Annotated in this window: 15 protein-coding genes; 8 read left to right on the top strand and 7 right to left on the bottom strand. The window is 71.3% G+C overall.

From position 1 onward, the window contains the following. Nucleotides 1-21: 21 nt before the first annotated feature. On the bottom strand, nucleotides 22-945 hold the full coding sequence (locus BLV39_RS03900) for a hypothetical protein (RefSeq protein WP_090787271.1): 924 nt from the start codon (nucleotides 943-945) through the stop codon (nucleotides 22-24). 52 nt (nucleotides 946-997) lie between these two features. Beyond that, complete coding sequence (locus BLV39_RS03905) at nucleotides 998-2,305, bottom strand: ABC transporter ATP-binding protein (protein WP_090787274.1); 1,308 nt, start codon at nucleotides 2,303-2,305, stop codon at nucleotides 998-1,000. 337 nt (nucleotides 2,306-2,642) lie between these two features. Here BLV39_RS03905 and BLV39_RS03910 point away from each other — a divergent pair, with 337 nt between their 5' ends. From BLV39_RS03910 to BLV39_RS03930, 5 genes are read left to right on the top strand one after another with little or no spacing between them, the layout of a single operon-like run. Next, nucleotides 2,643-3,560, top strand: coding sequence for a glycosyltransferase (locus tag BLV39_RS03910; RefSeq protein ID WP_090787277.1), 918 nt, complete (start codon nucleotides 2,643-2,645; stop codon nucleotides 3,558-3,560). Nucleotides 3,561-3,614: 54 nt separating this feature from the next. Beyond that, entirely contained in the window at nucleotides 3,615-5,432 is a 1,818-nt protein-coding gene (gene treS / locus BLV39_RS03915) for a maltose alpha-D-glucosyltransferase (protein WP_090787280.1), read from the top strand. Continuing rightward, the gene (locus BLV39_RS03920) at nucleotides 5,429-6,748 is read left to right on the top strand and encodes a maltokinase N-terminal cap-like domain-containing protein (RefSeq protein ID WP_090787283.1); all 1,320 of its coding nucleotides are present in this window, start codon (nucleotides 5,429-5,431) and stop codon (nucleotides 6,746-6,748) included. Before treS ends, BLV39_RS03920 begins: the two co-directional genes overlap by 4 nt. 15 nt (nucleotides 6,749-6,763) lie before the next feature. Next, nucleotides 6,764-7,942 carry an AAA family ATPase gene (locus tag BLV39_RS03925; protein ID WP_090787286.1) on the top strand — a complete coding sequence of 393 codons (1,179 nt, stop codon included), beginning with the start codon at nucleotides 6,764-6,766 and terminating at the stop codon, nucleotides 7,940-7,942. Nucleotides 7,943-7,956: 14 nt separating this feature from the next. Next, the gene (locus BLV39_RS03930) at nucleotides 7,957-8,481 is read left to right on the top strand and encodes a YbhB/YbcL family Raf kinase inhibitor-like protein (protein WP_090787289.1); all 525 of its coding nucleotides are present in this window, start codon (nucleotides 7,957-7,959) and stop codon (nucleotides 8,479-8,481) included. 4 nt (nucleotides 8,482-8,485) lie between these two features. On the opposite strand, the gene BLV39_RS03935 is transcribed toward BLV39_RS03930, so the two are convergent. From BLV39_RS03935 to BLV39_RS03950, 5 genes are read right to left on the bottom strand one after another with little or no spacing between them, the layout of a single operon-like run. Continuing rightward, a complete protein-coding gene (locus tag BLV39_RS03935; RefSeq protein ID WP_090787292.1) occupies nucleotides 8,486-9,514 on the bottom strand; it encodes a DNA polymerase IV in 1,029 nt (342 codons plus the stop codon). Between the two features lie 49 nt (nucleotides 9,515-9,563). After that, nucleotides 9,564-10,808 (bottom strand): RNA polymerase sigma factor, encoded by a 1,245-nt coding sequence (locus BLV39_RS03940; RefSeq protein ID WP_090787296.1) that lies wholly within the window; start codon nucleotides 10,806-10,808, stop codon nucleotides 9,564-9,566. A 19-nt stretch (nucleotides 10,809-10,827) separates the two neighbouring features. Then, nucleotides 10,828-12,255 (bottom strand): PrsW family intramembrane metalloprotease, encoded by a 1,428-nt coding sequence (locus BLV39_RS03945; protein ID WP_176984755.1) that lies wholly within the window; start codon nucleotides 12,253-12,255, stop codon nucleotides 10,828-10,830. After that, complete coding sequence (locus tag BLV39_RS42800) at nucleotides 12,252-12,806, bottom strand: hypothetical protein (protein ID WP_176984756.1); 555 nt, start codon at nucleotides 12,804-12,806, stop codon at nucleotides 12,252-12,254. Before BLV39_RS42800 ends, BLV39_RS03945 begins: the two co-directional genes overlap by 4 nt. 49 nt (nucleotides 12,807-12,855) lie before the next feature. Continuing rightward, entirely contained in the window at nucleotides 12,856-13,569 is a 714-nt protein-coding gene (locus BLV39_RS03950) for a DUF2470 domain-containing protein (protein ID WP_090787301.1), read from the bottom strand. A gap of 163 nt (nucleotides 13,570-13,732) precedes the next feature. On the opposite strand from BLV39_RS03950, the gene BLV39_RS03955 reads away from it, so the two are divergent. The 3 genes from BLV39_RS03955 (at nucleotide 13,733) to BLV39_RS03965 (ending at nucleotide 16,562) form a co-directional block, all read left to right on the top strand. Next, nucleotides 13,733-14,608 carry a S1C family serine protease gene (locus BLV39_RS03955; RefSeq protein ID WP_090787305.1) on the top strand — a complete coding sequence of 292 codons (876 nt, stop codon included), beginning with the start codon at nucleotides 13,733-13,735 and terminating at the stop codon, nucleotides 14,606-14,608. A 110-nt stretch (nucleotides 14,609-14,718) separates the two neighbouring features. Then, nucleotides 14,719-15,921 carry a sensor histidine kinase gene (locus tag BLV39_RS03960; protein WP_090787307.1) on the top strand — a complete coding sequence of 401 codons (1,203 nt, stop codon included), beginning with the start codon at nucleotides 14,719-14,721 and terminating at the stop codon, nucleotides 15,919-15,921. Next, a complete protein-coding gene (locus BLV39_RS03965) occupies nucleotides 15,918-16,562 on the top strand; it encodes a response regulator (RefSeq protein ID WP_090787310.1) in 645 nt (214 codons plus the stop codon). Before BLV39_RS03960 ends, BLV39_RS03965 begins: the two co-directional genes overlap by 4 nt. Nucleotides 16,563-17,166: the final 604 nt, after the last annotated feature.

The raw sequence follows: 17,166 nt of genomic DNA on the forward strand, positions 1-17,166 counted from the left end.
CGGGGGCGGGGCCCGCCCCTTTTACAGGTTTGCGATTGTTCTGATGATCTCTGCGTAGAAGTTGCCTTCGATCTCGCGGAACAGGGCGAAGGGGGAGTCTGGGTTGCCGAAGAACGGGCGTAGCGTCCAGGCGAGTTGGGTGCCTACGAAGCCGAACAGCAGGATCCAGATGTAGAGCAGGGTCATGCTTGCTGGGCGTTCTGTCGCTACGCCTGCTGGGCGGGCGAGTTGGTAGCGCTGTAGCGCTGGGTTCCAGACGTGGTGTTGGCCTGCCGGCGGGGCGACTAGCACCGGCAGCGCCGGGGCCGGGGCGGCTGCGGCGGCAGTGCCGTCGCCGTTGGCGATTGGCGCGCCCACTGTGACGGGCGTCTTCTCCTCGGCCGGCAGCGCGGCGGGGGCCGGCTTCTCGGCGACCGGCGCCGGCTCGGCGGGCTTCGCGGGGCTGAGCAGGCCGTGTGCGTGCAGGATCTGCATGCCGCCGGTCAGGAAGCGTAGGCCGACGATCGCCGACAGGGCCAGAATCGCCACGTTGAGGAGCTTGAAGAAGCTGTAGTCGGCCGCCGTGATGCGGAAGAACAGGCTGATCGGCGCGAACGCCAACGCCAGCATCGCGGTCACCGTTACGGCCACCATCACCAGTGACACCGACTGCCTGACCGAGAGCCGGGCGCCGAAGACCAGGTTGAACAGGTAGAGCGTCGGCAGGCAGATGGCCAGCGTGACCAGGAACAGCAACGGCAGCTTGACCGCGGAGGTCAGCGCCATGAGCGGGCTGTGGAAGGCGCCGAGCACCGCCCCGTAGATGGCCAGCGCGACGGCCGAGCTCGCGAGCATCTGCACCGAGAGCCGGTTGAGGTCACGCTCGTCGACGATCTGCTGCCAGATGCTTCCGCGGTCGCGGAGGATCCGTTCGATGATCAGCAGACCAGGGCTGTTTGCCGGCACGATGCCATCCTCTCTGGACTTACGTGGCGAGGACGCTAGACCACGGGTCGGGTCAGCGCCACCCCACGTCGATGCGGTCGCCGCGATCGTCGAAGAAGTGCAGTGCGTCCATGCGTACGGAGACCGACAGCGCGGTGCCGGCCTGCACGTTCGGGTACGGCGCGAGGCGGACCGCGAGCTCTGCCGCCCGCCGGTGGTGCCGGCCCGGATCGCTGAGCACGCTGGTGCGGCTGCGCGAGCCGCTGGCCTCCACCGCCGCCGGAGGGGTGGCGGCCCGGCTCTTCAACCGCTGCACCGCGTGCCCGAACCGGCGCAGGGCGCCGCCCTCGCCGGCCTGCTCGGTCGGCGCCTTGCCCATCTCGTCGACGACGACCGCGGTGGCGCCGATGTCGAGGAACGCCAGCGACTCGTGGCCGTGGTGCTCCAGGTAGCGGATCCGGCCCTGGAGCACGTCGCCCGGTGTGTTGGGCGCGACCGGGGTCAGCGCCTCCGCGCGCAGCCCGACCACGATGCGCTCCCCGTGGTAGTGCGCGACCGCCCGGGCCCGGATGTCGTCCCAGGGCAGGTAGAGCGCCTGGTCGCCGAGGTTGAGCGTGACGTATCGATCCAGGTGCACGTAGACCGACGCTTCCAGCAGGTTCATCCGCGGGCTGCCCAGGAACGCGGCGACATAGAGGGTCGCCGGGCGCCCGTACACCTGGGTCGGTGTGCCCACGTCCTGCAGCACGCCCTTGCGCATGATGGCGACGCGGTCGGCCATGGTGAGCGCCTCGGCCTGGTCGTGGGTCACGTAGATCGTGCTGACGCCGAGCTCGCGGACCAGGCCGGAGATCTCCGCGCGCAGCTCGGCCCGCAGGCCACTGTCCAGGTTGGACAGCGGCTCGTCCATCAGGAACAGGCCGGGCCGGCGGACGATCGCGCGGCCCATCGCTACCCGCTGGCGCTGGCCGCCCGAGAGCTGGTTGGGCTTGCGGGCCAGGACGTCGCCGATGCCCAGCGCGCTGGCCACGTCGGCGACCCGCTCGCCGCGTGCCAAGGCCTCGACCTTCGACAGCCGCAGCGGGAAACCGATGTTGTCGCCGACCGACATGTGCGGGTAGAGCGCGAAGTCCTGGAACACCATCGCGATCCGGCGCTCGCGCGGTGGCAGGTCGTTGGCGAGGTCGCCGTCGAGCAGGATGGCGCCGGTGGTCGGGTCTTCGAGACCCGCGACCATGCGCAGCACGGTGGACTTGCCGCAGCCCGACGGGCCGAGCAGCACCATGAACTCGCCATCGTTGACGTCCATACTGACGTTGTCGACCGCGATCGTTCCGTCAGGAAAGATCTTGGTGACGTCTTTGAGCGCGACGGTGGTCACCGTCTCCTCCCCAACAGTCGGTTCCCCGGTCAATGCGCCGACAAGTCCTCAGACGTCATGTCGCCCGCCGCGACATGACGTCTTCCGGTCACGACTGTGACGAGAGTTACTAGATAATCCCATCGGGTAAACGTGCCATGTTCAGCCTGTGACAATCCGACTACGCGCATCGACGGCGGTAGTTCCACGGCCGACGCGGAGTCTCCGGTCGGCCGCGTTCTGTTGATCATGCCCGGGCGCATCGCTAAAAGATCTTCGTTTGTCAAGGGCCGGGACAACCGTTGACCCGCTCCGCTAGCCTCATCAGGCTGCGTGCACATCGAGCGAGGGAGCGGCGATGCGACTGACGGTGGGCGTGCTCACCTACCGCAGCGCGGCCAACCTGCCGCCGCTGCTCGCGGCGCTGCCAGCCGGGCTGGCCGGCGTCGACGACTGGCGGCTGGTGGTGGTCGACAGCGGTTCCTTCGACGACACACTGACCGTCGCCAAGGACCTGGCCCCTGACGCGACCCTGGTGCAGCTCGACAGCAACCGGGGCTTCGCGGCCGCCGCCAACGCCGTCGCCGCGGTCGATCCTGACGCCGACGCGGTGCTGCTGCTCAGCCCCACCACCCGGCTGCGTCCGGGCTGCGCCGCGCGCCTGCTCACCGCGCTGGCCGAGCCCGGAGTCGGCATCGCGGTGCCTCGGCTGATCGGCCGCGACGGCGCCTACAAGACCTCGTTGCGCCGGCGTCCGACGCTCGGCCGGGCGGTCGCCGAGGCGGTGCTCGGTGGCAACCGGGCCAGCCGGCTCGGGCGCGGCGAGTTGATCGCCGACCCGGCGGGCTACGACCGGCAGACCCGGGCCGACTGGGCCACCGGCGCCGTGACGATGTTCAGCCGGGCCGCCCTGGCCGCGGCAGGGCCGTGGGACGAGTCCTTCTTCCTCTACAGCGAGGAGACCGAGTTCGCCCTCCGCGCCGCGGACCACGGCTTCCGGCTGGCCTTCGTGCCGGAGGCGGAGGCGGTGCACAACGGCGGCGACGCCCGCAACGTGCCGGCCCTGTGGGGCATCATGGTCGCCAACCGGGTCCGGCTGCACGCCATGCGGCACGGCCGTGCGGCCGGCACCGCGTACTGGGCCGCGATCACGCTCGGCGAGGCGATCCGTTCGATCCGTGACGGCAACCACCGTTACGCCACCCGCAAGCTGTTGCGGGAGCGCACGAGTCTGGTCAGTGGGCGTCCGGCGGGGGTTCCTGACCAGCTTCGCTGACCGACCGGCGCTGTCACCCTGTGGCGAACCGGATTCGGCATTAGCGTGGGAAGCATGACTGACGTGACGGCTGGGACTCTTTCGGTGCAGCCACCGGATCCGGCCGAGGGCAGTCACGTCGAGCGCGGCATCGTCGAGCATCCGACTTCCGACGACTTCCACCACGCAAGAAACGTGCCGGTCGACTCGACCTGGTTCCAGCGGGCGGTGTTCTACGAGGTTCTGGTGCGGGCGTTCGCCGACTCCGACAGTGACGGCTCCGGCGACCTGCGCGGGCTGATCGACAAACTCGACTACCTGGCCTGGCTGGGTGTCGACTGCCTCTGGCTGCCGCCGTTCTACGACTCGCCCCTGCGCGACGGCGGCTACGACATCCGCGACTTCTACAAGGTGCTGCCCGAGTTCGGCACCGTCGACGACTTCGTCGCCCTGCTCGACGCCGCGCACCGGCGGGGTATCCGGGTGATCACCGACCTCGTCATGAACCACACCTCCGACCAGCACCCCTGGTTCCAGGAGTCGCGCCGGGACCCGGAAGGTCCGTACGGCGACTTCTACGTGTGGAGCGACAGCGACGACCGGTACCAGGACGCCCGGATCATCTTCGTCGACACCGAGGAGTCCAACTGGACGTTCGACCCGGTGCGCCGGCAGTTCTACTGGCACCGGTTCTTCTCGCACCAGCCGGACCTCAACTACGCCAACCCGGCCGTCCAGAACGCCATGCTCGACGTGCTGCGGTTCTGGCTCGACCTGGGCATCGACGGGTTCCGGCTGGACGCGGTGCCCTACCTGTTCGAGGCCGAGGGCACCAACTGCGAGAACCTGCCCGAGACGCACGCCTTCCTGCGCCACTGCCGCAAGGTGATCGACGACGAGTTCCCGGGCCGGGTGCTGCTGGCCGAGGCCAACCAGTGGCCCGCCGACGTGGTCGCCTACTTCGGCGACACGGAGAGCGGCGGCGACGAGTGCCACATGGCCTTCCACTTCCCGCTGATGCCGCGCCTGTTCATGGCCGTCCGGCGCGAGTCCCGCTTCCCGATCTCGGAGATCCTCACCAACACCCCGGCCATTCCGGCCAACTGCCAGTGGGGCATCTTCCTGCGCAACCACGACGAGCTCACGCTCGAGATGGTCACCGACGAAGAGCGCGACTACATGTACACGGAGTACGCCAAGGACCCGCGGATGAAGGCCAACATCGGCATCCGCCGCCGGCTGGCGCCGTTGCTGGAGAACGACCGCAACCAGCAGGAGTTGTTCACCGCGATGCTGTTGTCGCTGCCGGGCTCGCCGGTGCTCTACTACGGCGACGAGATCGGCATGGGCGACAACATCTGGCTGGGTGACCGCGACGGCGTACGCACGCCGATGCAGTGGACGCCTGACCGCAATGCCGGCTTCTCGACCTCCACACCGGGCCGGATCTACTTGCCGGTCAACCAGGATCCGATCTACGGTTACCAATCGGTGAACGTCGAGGCGCAGCGCGACAGCTCGACCTCGTTGCTCAACTGGACGCGGTTGATGTTGTCGGTGCGGCGCCGGCACGACTCGTTCGCCGTCGGCACGTTCCAGGAGCTCGGCGGCTCCAACCCGGCCGTGTTGGCATACCTGCGCCACCATGAGGACGACGTGGTGCTCTGCGTCAACAACCTGTCCCGTTTTCCCCAACCCATCGAGCTGAACCTGCAGGCGTGGTCGGGCTATTCGCCGATCGAGCTGACCGGACGCGTCCTGTTCCCCCGGATCGGGCAGCTACCCTACCTGCTGACCCTGCCCGGATACGGGTTCTACTGGTTCCAGCTCACCCCACCGTCCGATGAGGATGACCCGGCCCGCTCGGCCGAACAGCACATGGAGGAGTCATGACATTGCCGTACGCCGACTGGCTGCCGCATCAGCGGTGGTATGCCGGACGCGGCCGGACTCTCCACAGTGTCACGCCCGTCGCGGTCACGGCGCTCCGCGAAGCGCTCGACCACGTGCTGCTCGACGTGGTCTACGAAGACGGCGGCAGTGAGCGCTACCAGGTCTATGTGGCCTGGGACGACGAGCCGCGCCCGGAGTTCGCCGGCACGGCCACGATCGGCATCGACCACGAGGCCGACCGCGCCGGCTTCGACGCCCTCTACGCCGAGACGGCCGCCCGCACGCTGCTGGAGCTCATCGACCAGGACGCCGTCGTCGGCCGGCTGCTGTTCCGGCGCGAGCCCGAGGCCAAGCTCCCGCTGGAGGCGCCGGCCCGGGTGGCCGACACCGAGCAGAGCAACACCAGTGTCGTGTACGACCGGGCGGCGATCCTCAAGGTGTTCCGCCGCGTGGTCCCCGGCATCAACCCCGACGTCGAGCTCAACGGCGTGCTGGCCCGGGCCGGCTGTCCCAACGTGGCCCAGTTGCTGGGCTCGGTGGAGAGCACGGACGAACGCGGTGAGCCGGTCTCGCTGGGCATGCTGACCGCGTACGCGGAGAACTCGGCCGAAGGCTGGGCGATGGCCACCACCAGCGTGCGCGACCTCTTCGGCGAGGCCGACCTGGCCGCCAACGAGGTGGGCGGCGACTTCTCCAGCGAGTCCTACCGGCTGGGCGAGGCGGTCGCCGTCGTGCACCGGACGCTCGCACACGAGCTGGGCAGCGAGACGGTCGACTTCCCGGTCGACCGGATGCTCACCCGACTCGCCCGCGCCGCGGACTTCGTGCCCGCGCTGGCGCCGCACGTCGACGCGGCGACCGCCGCCTTCCGGGCGGTCGGTGGCGAGCGGATGACCGTCCACCGGGTGCACGGTGACCTGCACCTCGGCCAGGTGCTGCGTACGCCGAAGACCTGGCTGTTGATCGACTTCGAGGGCGAGCCCGGCCAGCCGGTCGAGGAGCGCCGCCGGCCCGACTCGCCACTGCGCGACGTCGCCGGCATGCTCCGGTCCTTCGAGTACGCGCCGCACCACCTGATCGTCGACCAGCCCGACGACGCCCAGGTCGTCTACCGGGCGCGCGAGTGGGCCGACCTCAACCGCAACGCGTTCTGCGACGGCTACGCGAGCACCTCGGGCGAGGACCCGCGGAGCCGGGCGGCCCTGCTGGGTGCGTTCGAGCTGGACAAGGCGATCTACGAGGCGGCCTACGAGGCCCGATTCCGCCCGAGCTGGCTGCCCATCTCCCTACGCTCGGTGGCCCGCCTGCTGAGTTGAGCTAGCGTGGTCCGGGTGCTCGTCACGCTCGCCGTGGAGAACTACCGGTCACTGCGCCGGTTGGTCATGCCGTTGCGCCGGCTCAACGTGGTGACCGGCGCCAACGGGAGTGGCAAGTCGAGCCTCTACCGCACGCTGCGGCTGCTCTCGCACTCGGCTCGCAACGGCGCCGTGGCCGCGCTCGCCCGTGAGGGTGGGCTGCCGTCGACGCTCTGGGCCGGTCCCGAGGTGATCGGGCGCTCGGTGCGGGCGGGGGAGCACCCGCTGCAGGGCACCGTGCGCACCAAGCCCGTGGCGCTGCGACTGGGGTTCGCCACCGACTCGTTCGGCTACGCCATCGACCTCGGCATGCCGCAGTTGCCGGGTCACCGCGGCTTGTTCGCGCTCGACCCGGAGATCAAGTCCGAGTGCACCTGGTCCGGCCCGGTGCTGCGGCCGGGCACGCGGTTGACCGAGCGGACCAACGCGGCCGTCGGCGTGCGCGGACCCGACGGGAAATGGCAGGCCACCGAGCTCAAGCTGCGTCCGTACGACAGCATGCTCGCCGAGTTCGTCGATCCGGAACTCGCGCCGGACCTGATGCTGCTGCGCGAGCGGATCCGGTCCTGGCGCTTCTACGACCACGTGCGCACCGACGCTGACGCCCCGATGCGGACCGCGGTGATCGGCACCCGCACGCCGGTGCTCGGACCCGACGGCGCCGACCTCGCGCCGGCCCTGGAGACGATCCGCGAGATCGGCGACGGCGACGCCCTCGACGCCGCGGTCGAGCTCGCCTTTCCGGGCAGCCGGGTGGGCGTCACCGCGACCGCAGGCCGGTTCGAGCTCATGTTCAACCAGCCCGGCATGCTGCGCCCGCTGACCGCGGCTGAACTCTCCGACGGGACGCTGCGTTATCTGGCCTGGGTGGCCGCGTTGCTCACACCGCGGCCGCCGGAGTTGCTGGTGCTCAACGAACCGGAGAACAGCCTGCATCCCGAACTGATCCGTCCGCTGGCCGCACTGGTCGCGGGCGCGTCCAGCCGGATGCAGATCGTGGTGGTGACCCACTCGCGGGCCCTGGCGTCCGCGTTGGACACCCATGCCGACGAGGCCGACCTCCAGTCGGTCGAACTGGCCAAGGACCACGGCGAGACGTACGTCGTCGGGCAGGGAAAGCTCGACGAGCCGCCGTGGCACTGGCCGAAACGCTGAGGAAGGATGATCACATGAGTCTCGAACGACCCGTACCGCCCGATCCCTACGACCTCCTGCCGCCGAAGCCGGCGTTCACGCTGACCAGCGACGACGTGACGGACGGCGAGCAGATGGCCGACACGTTCGCCGACCCGAGCGTCGGTGGCGCCGGCCGGTCGCCGCAGCTCTCCTGGTCGGGTTTCCCGGAGCACACCAAGAGCTTCGTGATCACCTGTTACGACCCGGACGCGCCGACGCACAGCGGCTTCTGGCACTGGGCGCTGGTCAACGTGCCCGTGTCGGTGACCTCGCTGGAGCAGGGCGCGGAGCCGCCGGCCGGCGCGTACGCCGTGCGCAACGACTACGGCACCAAGGAATACGGGGGCGCCGCGCCGCCGAAGGGCGACTACCCGCACCGCTACGTGTTCACGGTGCACGCGGTCGACGTCGAGCAGCTCGACGTCACGCCGGACGTGTCGCCCGCGGTGGTCAGCTTCAACCTCACGTTCCACGACCTGGCACGCGCGGTCATCCGGCCGACGTACCGGATCGTCTAGGGCCTTAGGGCATCGCCAGGTTCACCCGGACGCCGAGCAGCCGCACGGGTCGCTTCCACTCGAACTTCGCCAGCAGGCTCAACGCGGCCTGCTCGACGACGTCCGGGTCGGTGGTCGGCCCGGCGCGCAGCTTGGTCTCCCGGGTCGGCGTGAAGAAGCTGACGTAGCGCACCTTCACCGCCACGTGGGTGATCTCGCGACCGTCGGCGACCACGTCGGCCGCCAGGGCCCGGGCCATCGCGCCGACCTCCCGGGAGATCTCCGCCAGGTCGGAGAGATCCTCCGCGTACGTGTTCTCCCGGCTGCGCGACCGGGCCACCCACGGCTCGGTGCTGATCTGGGTGTCACCGCCGCCCGCAGCCGCCACCGGCAGCCACTGCGCCTGCCGGGCGCCGAACCGTTCCACCAGTGCCTCCGGCGGCGTGGCGGCGAGCTGGGCGATCGTGTGCAGGCCGAGCTCGTCGAGCTTGCGGGTGGTCTTCGGACCGACACCCCAGAGCTCGGCGGCCGGCCGCTCGCCCATGACGGCCATCCAGGTCGCGGTGGTGAGCGTGTGGATGCCGCCGGGCTTGGCGAACCGCGCCGCGATCTTCGCCTGTTGCTTGTTCTCGCCGATGCCGATCGCGCAGCTCAGCCCGGTCTCCGCGAGCACCGCGGCCTTCAGCTCGGCCGCCAGCGCCTGTGGATCGGCGATGTCGCCGCCGACGAACGCCTCGTCCCAGCCCCAGACCTCGACGTCGACCGGGAACCCGCGCAGCGCGGCCATCACCTGCTCGGACGCGGCGCTGTAGGCGGCCGGGTCGGTGGGCAGGAAGGTCCCCTCGGGGCAGAGCTGCGCGGCCCGGCGCAGCGGCATTCCGGAGTGGACACCGTGGGCGCGGGCCTCGTACGACGCGGTGGAGACCACCTGCCGCCGCGCCGTCGGATCACCCGCACCGCCGACGACCACCGGGAGGCCGCGCAGCTCCGGCCGGCGCAGGATCTCCACGGCGGCCACGAACTGATCCATGTCGACGTGCAGCAACCAGGTCATGCCGCCGCCCGCCTCCGGCCGGCGGACCCGCTCCCGTGTCCGCGCGCGCTCATGGCGTCGTGGCCACCAACCGTCGTGCCCGCGACCTCAGGTAGCGCTGCTCCGGCTCGCTGCCGGTGCGGTCGGCGGCCGCTTGGTAGGCCGCGGCGGCGCCGGGTGCGTCGCCGGCCAGCTCCAGCAGGTGCGCGCGTACCGCGGCCAGCCGGTGGTGTCGGGCCATCCGCTCGTCGCCGTCGAGCTCCGCGATCAGGTCGAGCCCCGCTCGTGGCCCGGACAGCATGGCCACTGCCACGGCCTTGTTGAGCCGGACCATCGGGCTGTCGGAGACCCGCTCGAGCAGGTCGTACAGCGCCAGCACCTGACGCCAGTCGGTGTCGGCGGCGGTGGGCGCCTCGTCGTGCACCGCCGCGATCGCCGCCTGGAGCTGGTAGGCGCCGGGTCGGGTGCTGGCCAGCGCTTCGGATAGCAGCTCGACTCCCTCGGTGATCGCCGCCTGGTCCCACCGCGACCGGTCCTGCTCGTCCAGCGGCACGAGCTCGCCGCCGGGACCGGTGCGGGCCGGGCGACGGGCGTCGGTGAGCAGCATCAGCGCGAGCAGGCCGGCCGCCTCGCCGTCGTCGGGCAGCAGCCGGTGCAGCATGCGGGCCAGCCGGATGGCCTCCGCGGACAGCTCGACGCGGGCCAGCTCGGGTCCCGACGAGCTGGTGTAGCCCTCGTTGAAGATCAGATAAAGCACCTGGAGCACGGCGTCCACGCGGGCCACCCGGGACTCCGGCGGGGGCAGCTCGAAGCCGATCCCCGAGGATTTGATCTTCTGCTTGGCTCGGCTGATCCGTTGCCCCATGGTCGGCTCGGGCACCAGGAACGCGCTCGCGATCTCGCCGGTGGTCAGCCCGCCGACGGCGCGCAGCGTCAGCGCCACCTGCGCCGGCACCGCGATCGCCGGGTGGCAGCAGAGGAACAGCAGCACCAGCGAGTCATCGTCGTCCGGGCGCTCGGCGTCGGCCGCGGGCGCCACCCGGGTCGCCGCCGGGTCGCGGAGGTAGTCGTTCTCCTCGCGCAGCCGCCGGGACTCCTCGCTGCGTAGCTGGTCGATCAGCCGGCGCGAGGCCACCCGGATCAGCCAGGCCCGCGGGTCGTCGGGCACCCCGTCGGTCGGCCACTGGGTGGCAGCCGCCAACAACCCCTCCTGCACCGCGTCCTCGGCGGCGTCGAAGTGGCCGTAGCGGCGCACCAACGCGCCCAGCACCTGCGGTGCCAGCTCCCTGAGCAGCTCTTCCGTGCCCGTTCCCACGCCAGAAGCCTACGACTGGCTAGACGAGCGTGGCCGCCCGCGCGATCACGCTCACCAGGTAGGCAAGGGCGAAGACAACGGCGAGCACGGCGGCGGTACGCAGCCGTGGATCCGCCCGCTGCCGGCGCGATCTGGCCCGGGCCACCCCGAACACCAGGAAGCCGAGCGGGAGGATCAGGAAGATCGGGTTGATCAGCACGGCGAACGCCAGGACGAACGAGATCAGGCCGCTGGTCGTGGTCGGGTGGAGCGCGTCCGCGTCGGTGATGCCGAGCTCGTGCACGCCGTACCGTGCGCGTTGTAGCTCCGGCAGTCTGGTGTTGAACCCGGCCGGGCCGTTGTCGCGCATCTCGACCGCGAGATCGGCCTGCGCGCGTTGGAGCCGGCGGACCCGCCCGTAGGCGCGCGTCCCGCCGTAGACGTAGGCGTTCCAGCGCGCCCGGCCCCGGCTGCGCCAGCCGCGCAGCGCGAGGATCTCGTTGTGGGTGGCGATCCACGGGTTGCTAAGGCTCTCCAGGGGGCCGGCCACGCCCTCGTACTCGTCCTTGCGGAAGAAGTGCAGCAGGACCAGGAAGGTGCCGAGGATCAGCAGTCCCTTGATCAGCAGCACCAGCAGCGTGCCGTAGGTGCCCGCGTAGTCGGTCAGCGAGGCGGCCGCCGGCGAGTTCCACAGGAAGTGCATGAGCCAGGCCAGGGCCAGGGCGCCGAGCGCGACGCCGATCCGGTTGAACCAGGAGCGTTCCCGGTGCAGCACGGCGTACGCCACGCCGGCTCCGGCGATCGCGCTGTAGACGGTGTGGCTCCACAGCCCGGCCAGCAAACCGCGTACCAGGAAAACCTGCAGCACCGCCGCGAGGCTGTCGTCGCCGGCCGCGGCGACCGCGTTGAGGCTGTAGGTGATGTTCTCGATCTCCTGGAAGCCCAGGCCGACGAAGGCGCCGTAGACCACGCCGTCGAGCACGCTGTTGATCTGGCGGCGGGCCAGCAGCACGATCATGACGATGCCGAGCGTCTTGAGGATCTCCTCGTCGGTCGGCCCCTCGATCGCCGCCGCCCAGTCGCGGACGAACCCCAGCGACGTCATCTTGACGAGGATCGACTCGAGCGCGGTGTTGGCCCGCAGCGCGTTGGCGCTGGCCACGAACCCGCCCCAGATCAGCGCGGCCGCGAACAGCCAGCGTGGCTCGGGCTCCAGCCAGTCGACGGCCCGGATGATCGTCACGAACACCGCGCCGTGAATCGCGAACAGCACTGCGGCGAGCACGAACGCGCCGGGCGCCTCGGCGATCGCCGGACCGAAGGCGATCCCGAGGATCACGATGCCGCCGATGGTCAGCGCGACGAAGAACCAGACCGCCGGCCAGCGCGCCGCGGCACCCCAGGAGGTGAAGACCCGCCGGCTGCCCGGCGTCGGTGGCGGCGGGGTGGCCGCCTGGTCGACGCTCACGTGGTCCGGTCGATCGCTACGGTGCGGACGCTGGCCTCGAGCTCGTCGCGGTGTTCCGTGACGCCGGCGTCGTTGCCGTCGACCACCGCGGTGACTCCGGTGCCGTCCAGCAGGTAGACGGTGTACCAGCCGGTGCGGTTCTCGCCGACGTAGGTGGCCTGGAGCCCGGGTATGCCGCCGTTCGAGGTGACCGGCTGGTCGGGCGAGATGCCCTGGATGCCGGCCACGTTCTGGACGACCTCGCGGATCCGGTCGGCGAGCTGTTGCAGCGTGCCCGGGAAGCTCTCGGCGCTCAGCCGGTACCGCACGCCGTCGACGGCCATCGTGATCACGCCCTGGTCGGGCGAGGTCTGCTCGGAGACGACGGTGGCGTCCGGCGGCGGCACGACACTAGCGTTGTCGGCGAATTCCAGCGGCTTGGTGCTGGAGACGGTGGCGTCGGGCACCGCGCGGTCGATCGCCGGCACCCCGAACGACAGCGCGAGCACACCGGCGGCCACCGCGACGCAGCCGACGAGGTTGCGTCGCCACGCTGATCCCCCGCCGCCCATCCGGACATTGTCCGCGATCTTCCGGGCGGGTGCACCATCCGGCGCGGTGTCAGCGCGTAGACACTCCGCCGCCGGCCAGCAGCGCGTGCATCAGGTGGGTCAGCTCGCACACCGACGCGACCGGGCGCTCGAACCCGAGCCGCAGCCGCGGACCCCGCCCGTTGCCGCCGACTGTAAGCCCGTACCGGTCGAGCCGCAGCGCGCGGCACTCCTGCGGCGCCGCCCGCCCGCTGACCCGCTCGACCAGCTCGGTGAGCTGGGGCAGGTGGTGGTCGTTGAGGTCCGTGAGCAGCCGGCCCTCGTCTGCGGCCAGTGGGTCCGGGTCGGCCGCGCGGAAGTCGGCCGGGTCGACCTCGATGAGCTGCCGGCCGTTGGCCATCCGCACCTCGGTCGGGACGATCCGGAACAGCACCTGGCCGCGGCCGACGTCGAGCAGGTCGCCAAGGGGCCTGACCTGGGCGTACGCGTCGGCGGCGGCGCGTGCCGCGGTGTCGTCGAGCAGGTGCGCGGTGCCGGTCAGCCAAAGCCGCCCGCGGGTCGGTGAGCACGGCACGGGCGGCAGGTCATCGACGCTGAGCACCATCGATCCGGTCTCCAACCGGGCGGTGAGCTCGGTGCCGAGCGCGGCCAGCACCAGCGGATGGCCGTCGGCCGGTGTCGCGTGCCGGACCTTCACCCGGGCGGGGTAGCCCCGGACGTGGGCCGTGCCCTCGAGCCGGCCACTCGCCAGCGTGCGCGCCACCTCTGCCGCCGTCGGCCGCATGATGCCTCCTCGGTAATGCGTTCCGATCAACTTAAGTTAGGCTCACCTAATTCTCAAGCTCCCCCGATCGGTGGACCCGTGGCACGCCGTACGGCCGGCGACGTTCAGGAAAGTCACATAGGGGCCCCAGGTTCAGGGCAGATATGTGGAGCACGGTGGACGCATGACCGATTTGCTGAGCCGCACCGATCCCCAGAACCCCTGGCCGCCGCACCAGCCGGCCGCGGCCGGTCCGGCCGGCCCCGGCGGGCCGGTCCCGCCCTGGACCCCCGGCCCTCCGAACCCCGGTGCCCCGTCCGGGCCCCGCCGTGGTGGGCGTCGAGTCGCGGTCGCCGCCGGCGCGCTCGTGCTCGTCCTCGGCGGCGGAGTCGCCGGAGGCGTGATCGGCGCACACACCGACCAGTCCGCGGCACCCGCGGCCAGCACCGCCGCCAACGCCACGAACGTGTCCAGCGAGTCGGCGACCCTCGCTTCGGTCGCCGCGCGCACCTCGCCGAGCGTCGTCACGATCATGGTTCAGGTGCCGGGCGGCACCGTCGAAGGCTCCGGCGTGATCGTCGACAACCAGGGCCGGATCATCACCAACAACCACGTGGTCGAGCAGGCCACCAACGGCGCGACCGTGCAGTTGTCCGACGGCCGCACGCTGCCCGCCCAGATCCTGCGCACCGACCCGAGCCACGACCTCGCGCTGCTGCGGGTCGACTCGTCCGGCCTGACGCCGGCCACCCTCGGCGACAGCTCCAGCGTCCAGGTCGGCGACACCGTGCTGGCGTTCGGCAGCCCGCTCGGCCTGAGCGGCACTGTCACCTCCGGCATCGTCTCAGCCCTGGACCGCGACGCGCAGGATCTGAACCTGTCCGGCTTGATCCAGACCGACGCGCCGATCAACTCCGGCAACTCGGGCGGCCCGCTGGTCGACGCGGCCGGCCAGGTCATCGCGATCAACGTCGCCAACGCCTCCACCAGCCAGGGCGGCGGCTCCATCGGCATCGGCTTCGCGATCCCGATCGACACGGCCGAGTCCATCTTGAGCTGACGCTTTGCTCTGCAGCCAAATACGCAACACCCGTCGGTGGGGGTGTTGCGTATCTGGGTGCAGAGCAAACGCGCGTAGCGCGATCGGCCCGGTGCCTAGACAATCGGGCGATGATCCGCGTTCTGGTTGTGGGCTCGACCTACCGGCGCGGCGTTTACCTGTTGCTCGGTGGCGTGATCGCGCTGCCTTACGCGTTGCTGACCGTCGTCTTCGTCAGCATGCTCACCAGCGAGGACGTGCCGAAGCCGGCCACCTGGCTGCTGATCCTGGTCAGCGCCCTGATCGCCGTGACTCCGGCCTTTCTGCCGGGCACGCGGGCCGTCGAGATCGTCGCCGCGCGCGGGCTGCTCGGGGTCGACCTGCCCGACCCGACCGGCCGGGCCGACCGGGAGACCACCCTGCGCGGCGCCCTCTGGTTCGGGCTGCACCTGGCGTTCGGCGCTCTGGTCGGCCTCGCCCTGTTCAGCGCCCTGCCGATGGCGCTGGTCTTCGTCTTCCAGTGGTTCGCCGGTGGCAGCATCAGCCGCACGGGCCTGCCGTTCCCGGGCTGGCATCCGGCGGGCCTCACCGCCATCGGGATCGTGCTGCTGGTGTTGCTCGGCTATGCGGTCGCCGGGCTCGGCGCGCTCGCCGCACAACTCGCGCCCACCCTGCTCGGGCCCTCGCCGGCGGAGCGGATCGCGGCGCTGGAGGACCGGGCCGGCCGGCTCGTCGAGCGCACCCGGTTGGCCCGCGAGCTGCACGACTCGGTCGGACACGCGCTCACCGTCACCACCTTGCAGGCCGCGGCCGCGCAGCGGGCACTGCACGACCCGGAGTTCGTCCGCCAGGCGCTGGTCGCGATCGAGGAGACCGGCCGGGCCGCGATGGACGACCTGGACCACGTGCTCGGCCTGCTCCGGGCGGCCGAGCGGGCCGACCGGCCGGCGCCACAGCGGACGCTGGCCGACGTCGACCGGGTCGTCGCGGACGTCAGCGGTGCCGGGCTGCGGGTGGCGCTGACCCGCGAGGGTCCTCTTGCGACGGTGCCGGCGGCCCTGTCGCGCGAGGGCTACCGGATCGTGCAGGAGGCGCTGACCAACGCGGTACGCCACGCCGGCGCCGTGCCGGTTACCGTGCACATCGCGGTCGCGGAACGCTCGCTGCGGATCGAGGTGGCCAACCCGGTCACCCGCGACGGGCCCGACGACCCGTCCGGGCGCGGGCTCGCGGGCATGCGCGAGCGGGTCGACGTGCTGGGCGGGCGGATGACGGCCGGGCGGGCCGACGGGCGTTTCACGGTCGCGGTGCGGCTGCCGACGGGAGGGTCATGACGGTCCGGGTGCTGATCGTCGACGACGACGCGCTGGTCCGCGTGGGCCTGCGCACGGTGGTCGACGCCGAGCCCGACCTCGAGGTGGTCGCCGAGGCCAGCGATGGCGCCGAGGTGCCGCCGCTGGTCGCCCGCCACCGGCCCGACGTGGTGCTGATGGACGTGCGGATGCCCGATGTCGATGGCATCCAGGCCACCCGGCACCTGATAGCCACCGCCGCCGTGCCGCCCCGGGTGATCGTGGTGACCACCTTCGAGAACGACGACTACGTGTACGACGCGCTGCGCGCGGGCGCCAGCGGGTTCCTCCTCAAGCGCGCCCGGCCGGCCGAGGTGGTCGACGCGATCCGGCTGGTCGCGCGCGGCGACTCACTGCTGTTCCCCGCCGCCATCCGCCGACTGGTCGCGGCCCGGGGCGGCCAGACCGACCGCCGGACCGCCCGGCTCACCGCGCGTGAGGCCGAGGTGCTGCGGCTGATGGCGGCCGGACTGTCCAATGCGGAGATCGCCGCCCGGTTGGTCGTCGGTGGCGAGACGGTCAAGACCCACGTCGGCAACGTGCTCGCCAAGCTCGGCGCCCGCGACCGGGTCCAGGCGGTCATCACCGCGTACGAGTCGGGCTTCGTCACCCCGACCGGCTGAGCTCCCCCGGCTGGGGGAGCGGGTTCACGCCGCGCGGGGAGGGACCGGATCCCGCTCAGCGGGAGCGTGAGTGGCATGACGAACTCCCGATCCTCGGCCGGTTATCTGGCCGCAGCCTGGGCGCTGAGCTACGGGGTGGTCGCCACGGTCTGGGCGCTGACCGGCGACGGCTATCCGTTCGGTGCCAACAACCCCGACGACGACCTGCACCCGTTGCGGGCGGTGCCCGTCGACCTCGGAGCCACCGTGTACGCCGTGCTCCTGCTCGGTGTCGGCGTGCTCGCGCTGGCCACCTCGGGTCGCCAGCCGATCCGCCCGCCTCGGCCGTTGCGGGCCGTCCTGCTCGGTGTCGGCTGGGCGGCGGTCGCCGCGCTGGTCGTGCTGGTGCCCAGCGCGCACATCCTGGCCGTCGTCGGCTACACGCCGATGTTGCTGATCGGTGCGCCGCTCGGCTGGCCGTCGGACATCGACTACGGCGTGATCTTCAACTGGACCACCGCCAACGAGGTGTGGGCCATCGTCGGTGGGCTGTTGCTGGCCCGGGCCCTGCTGACCTGGCAGGGCTCCGCGCGATCGGGTCCGGTCCGCTGGGGCACCTGGGTGA

Origin of the sequence: Asanoa ishikariensis, from assembly GCF_900107455.1 — a bacterium.
Taxonomy (GTDB): Bacteria; Actinomycetota; Actinomycetes; order Mycobacteriales; family Micromonosporaceae; genus Asanoa; species Asanoa ishikariensis.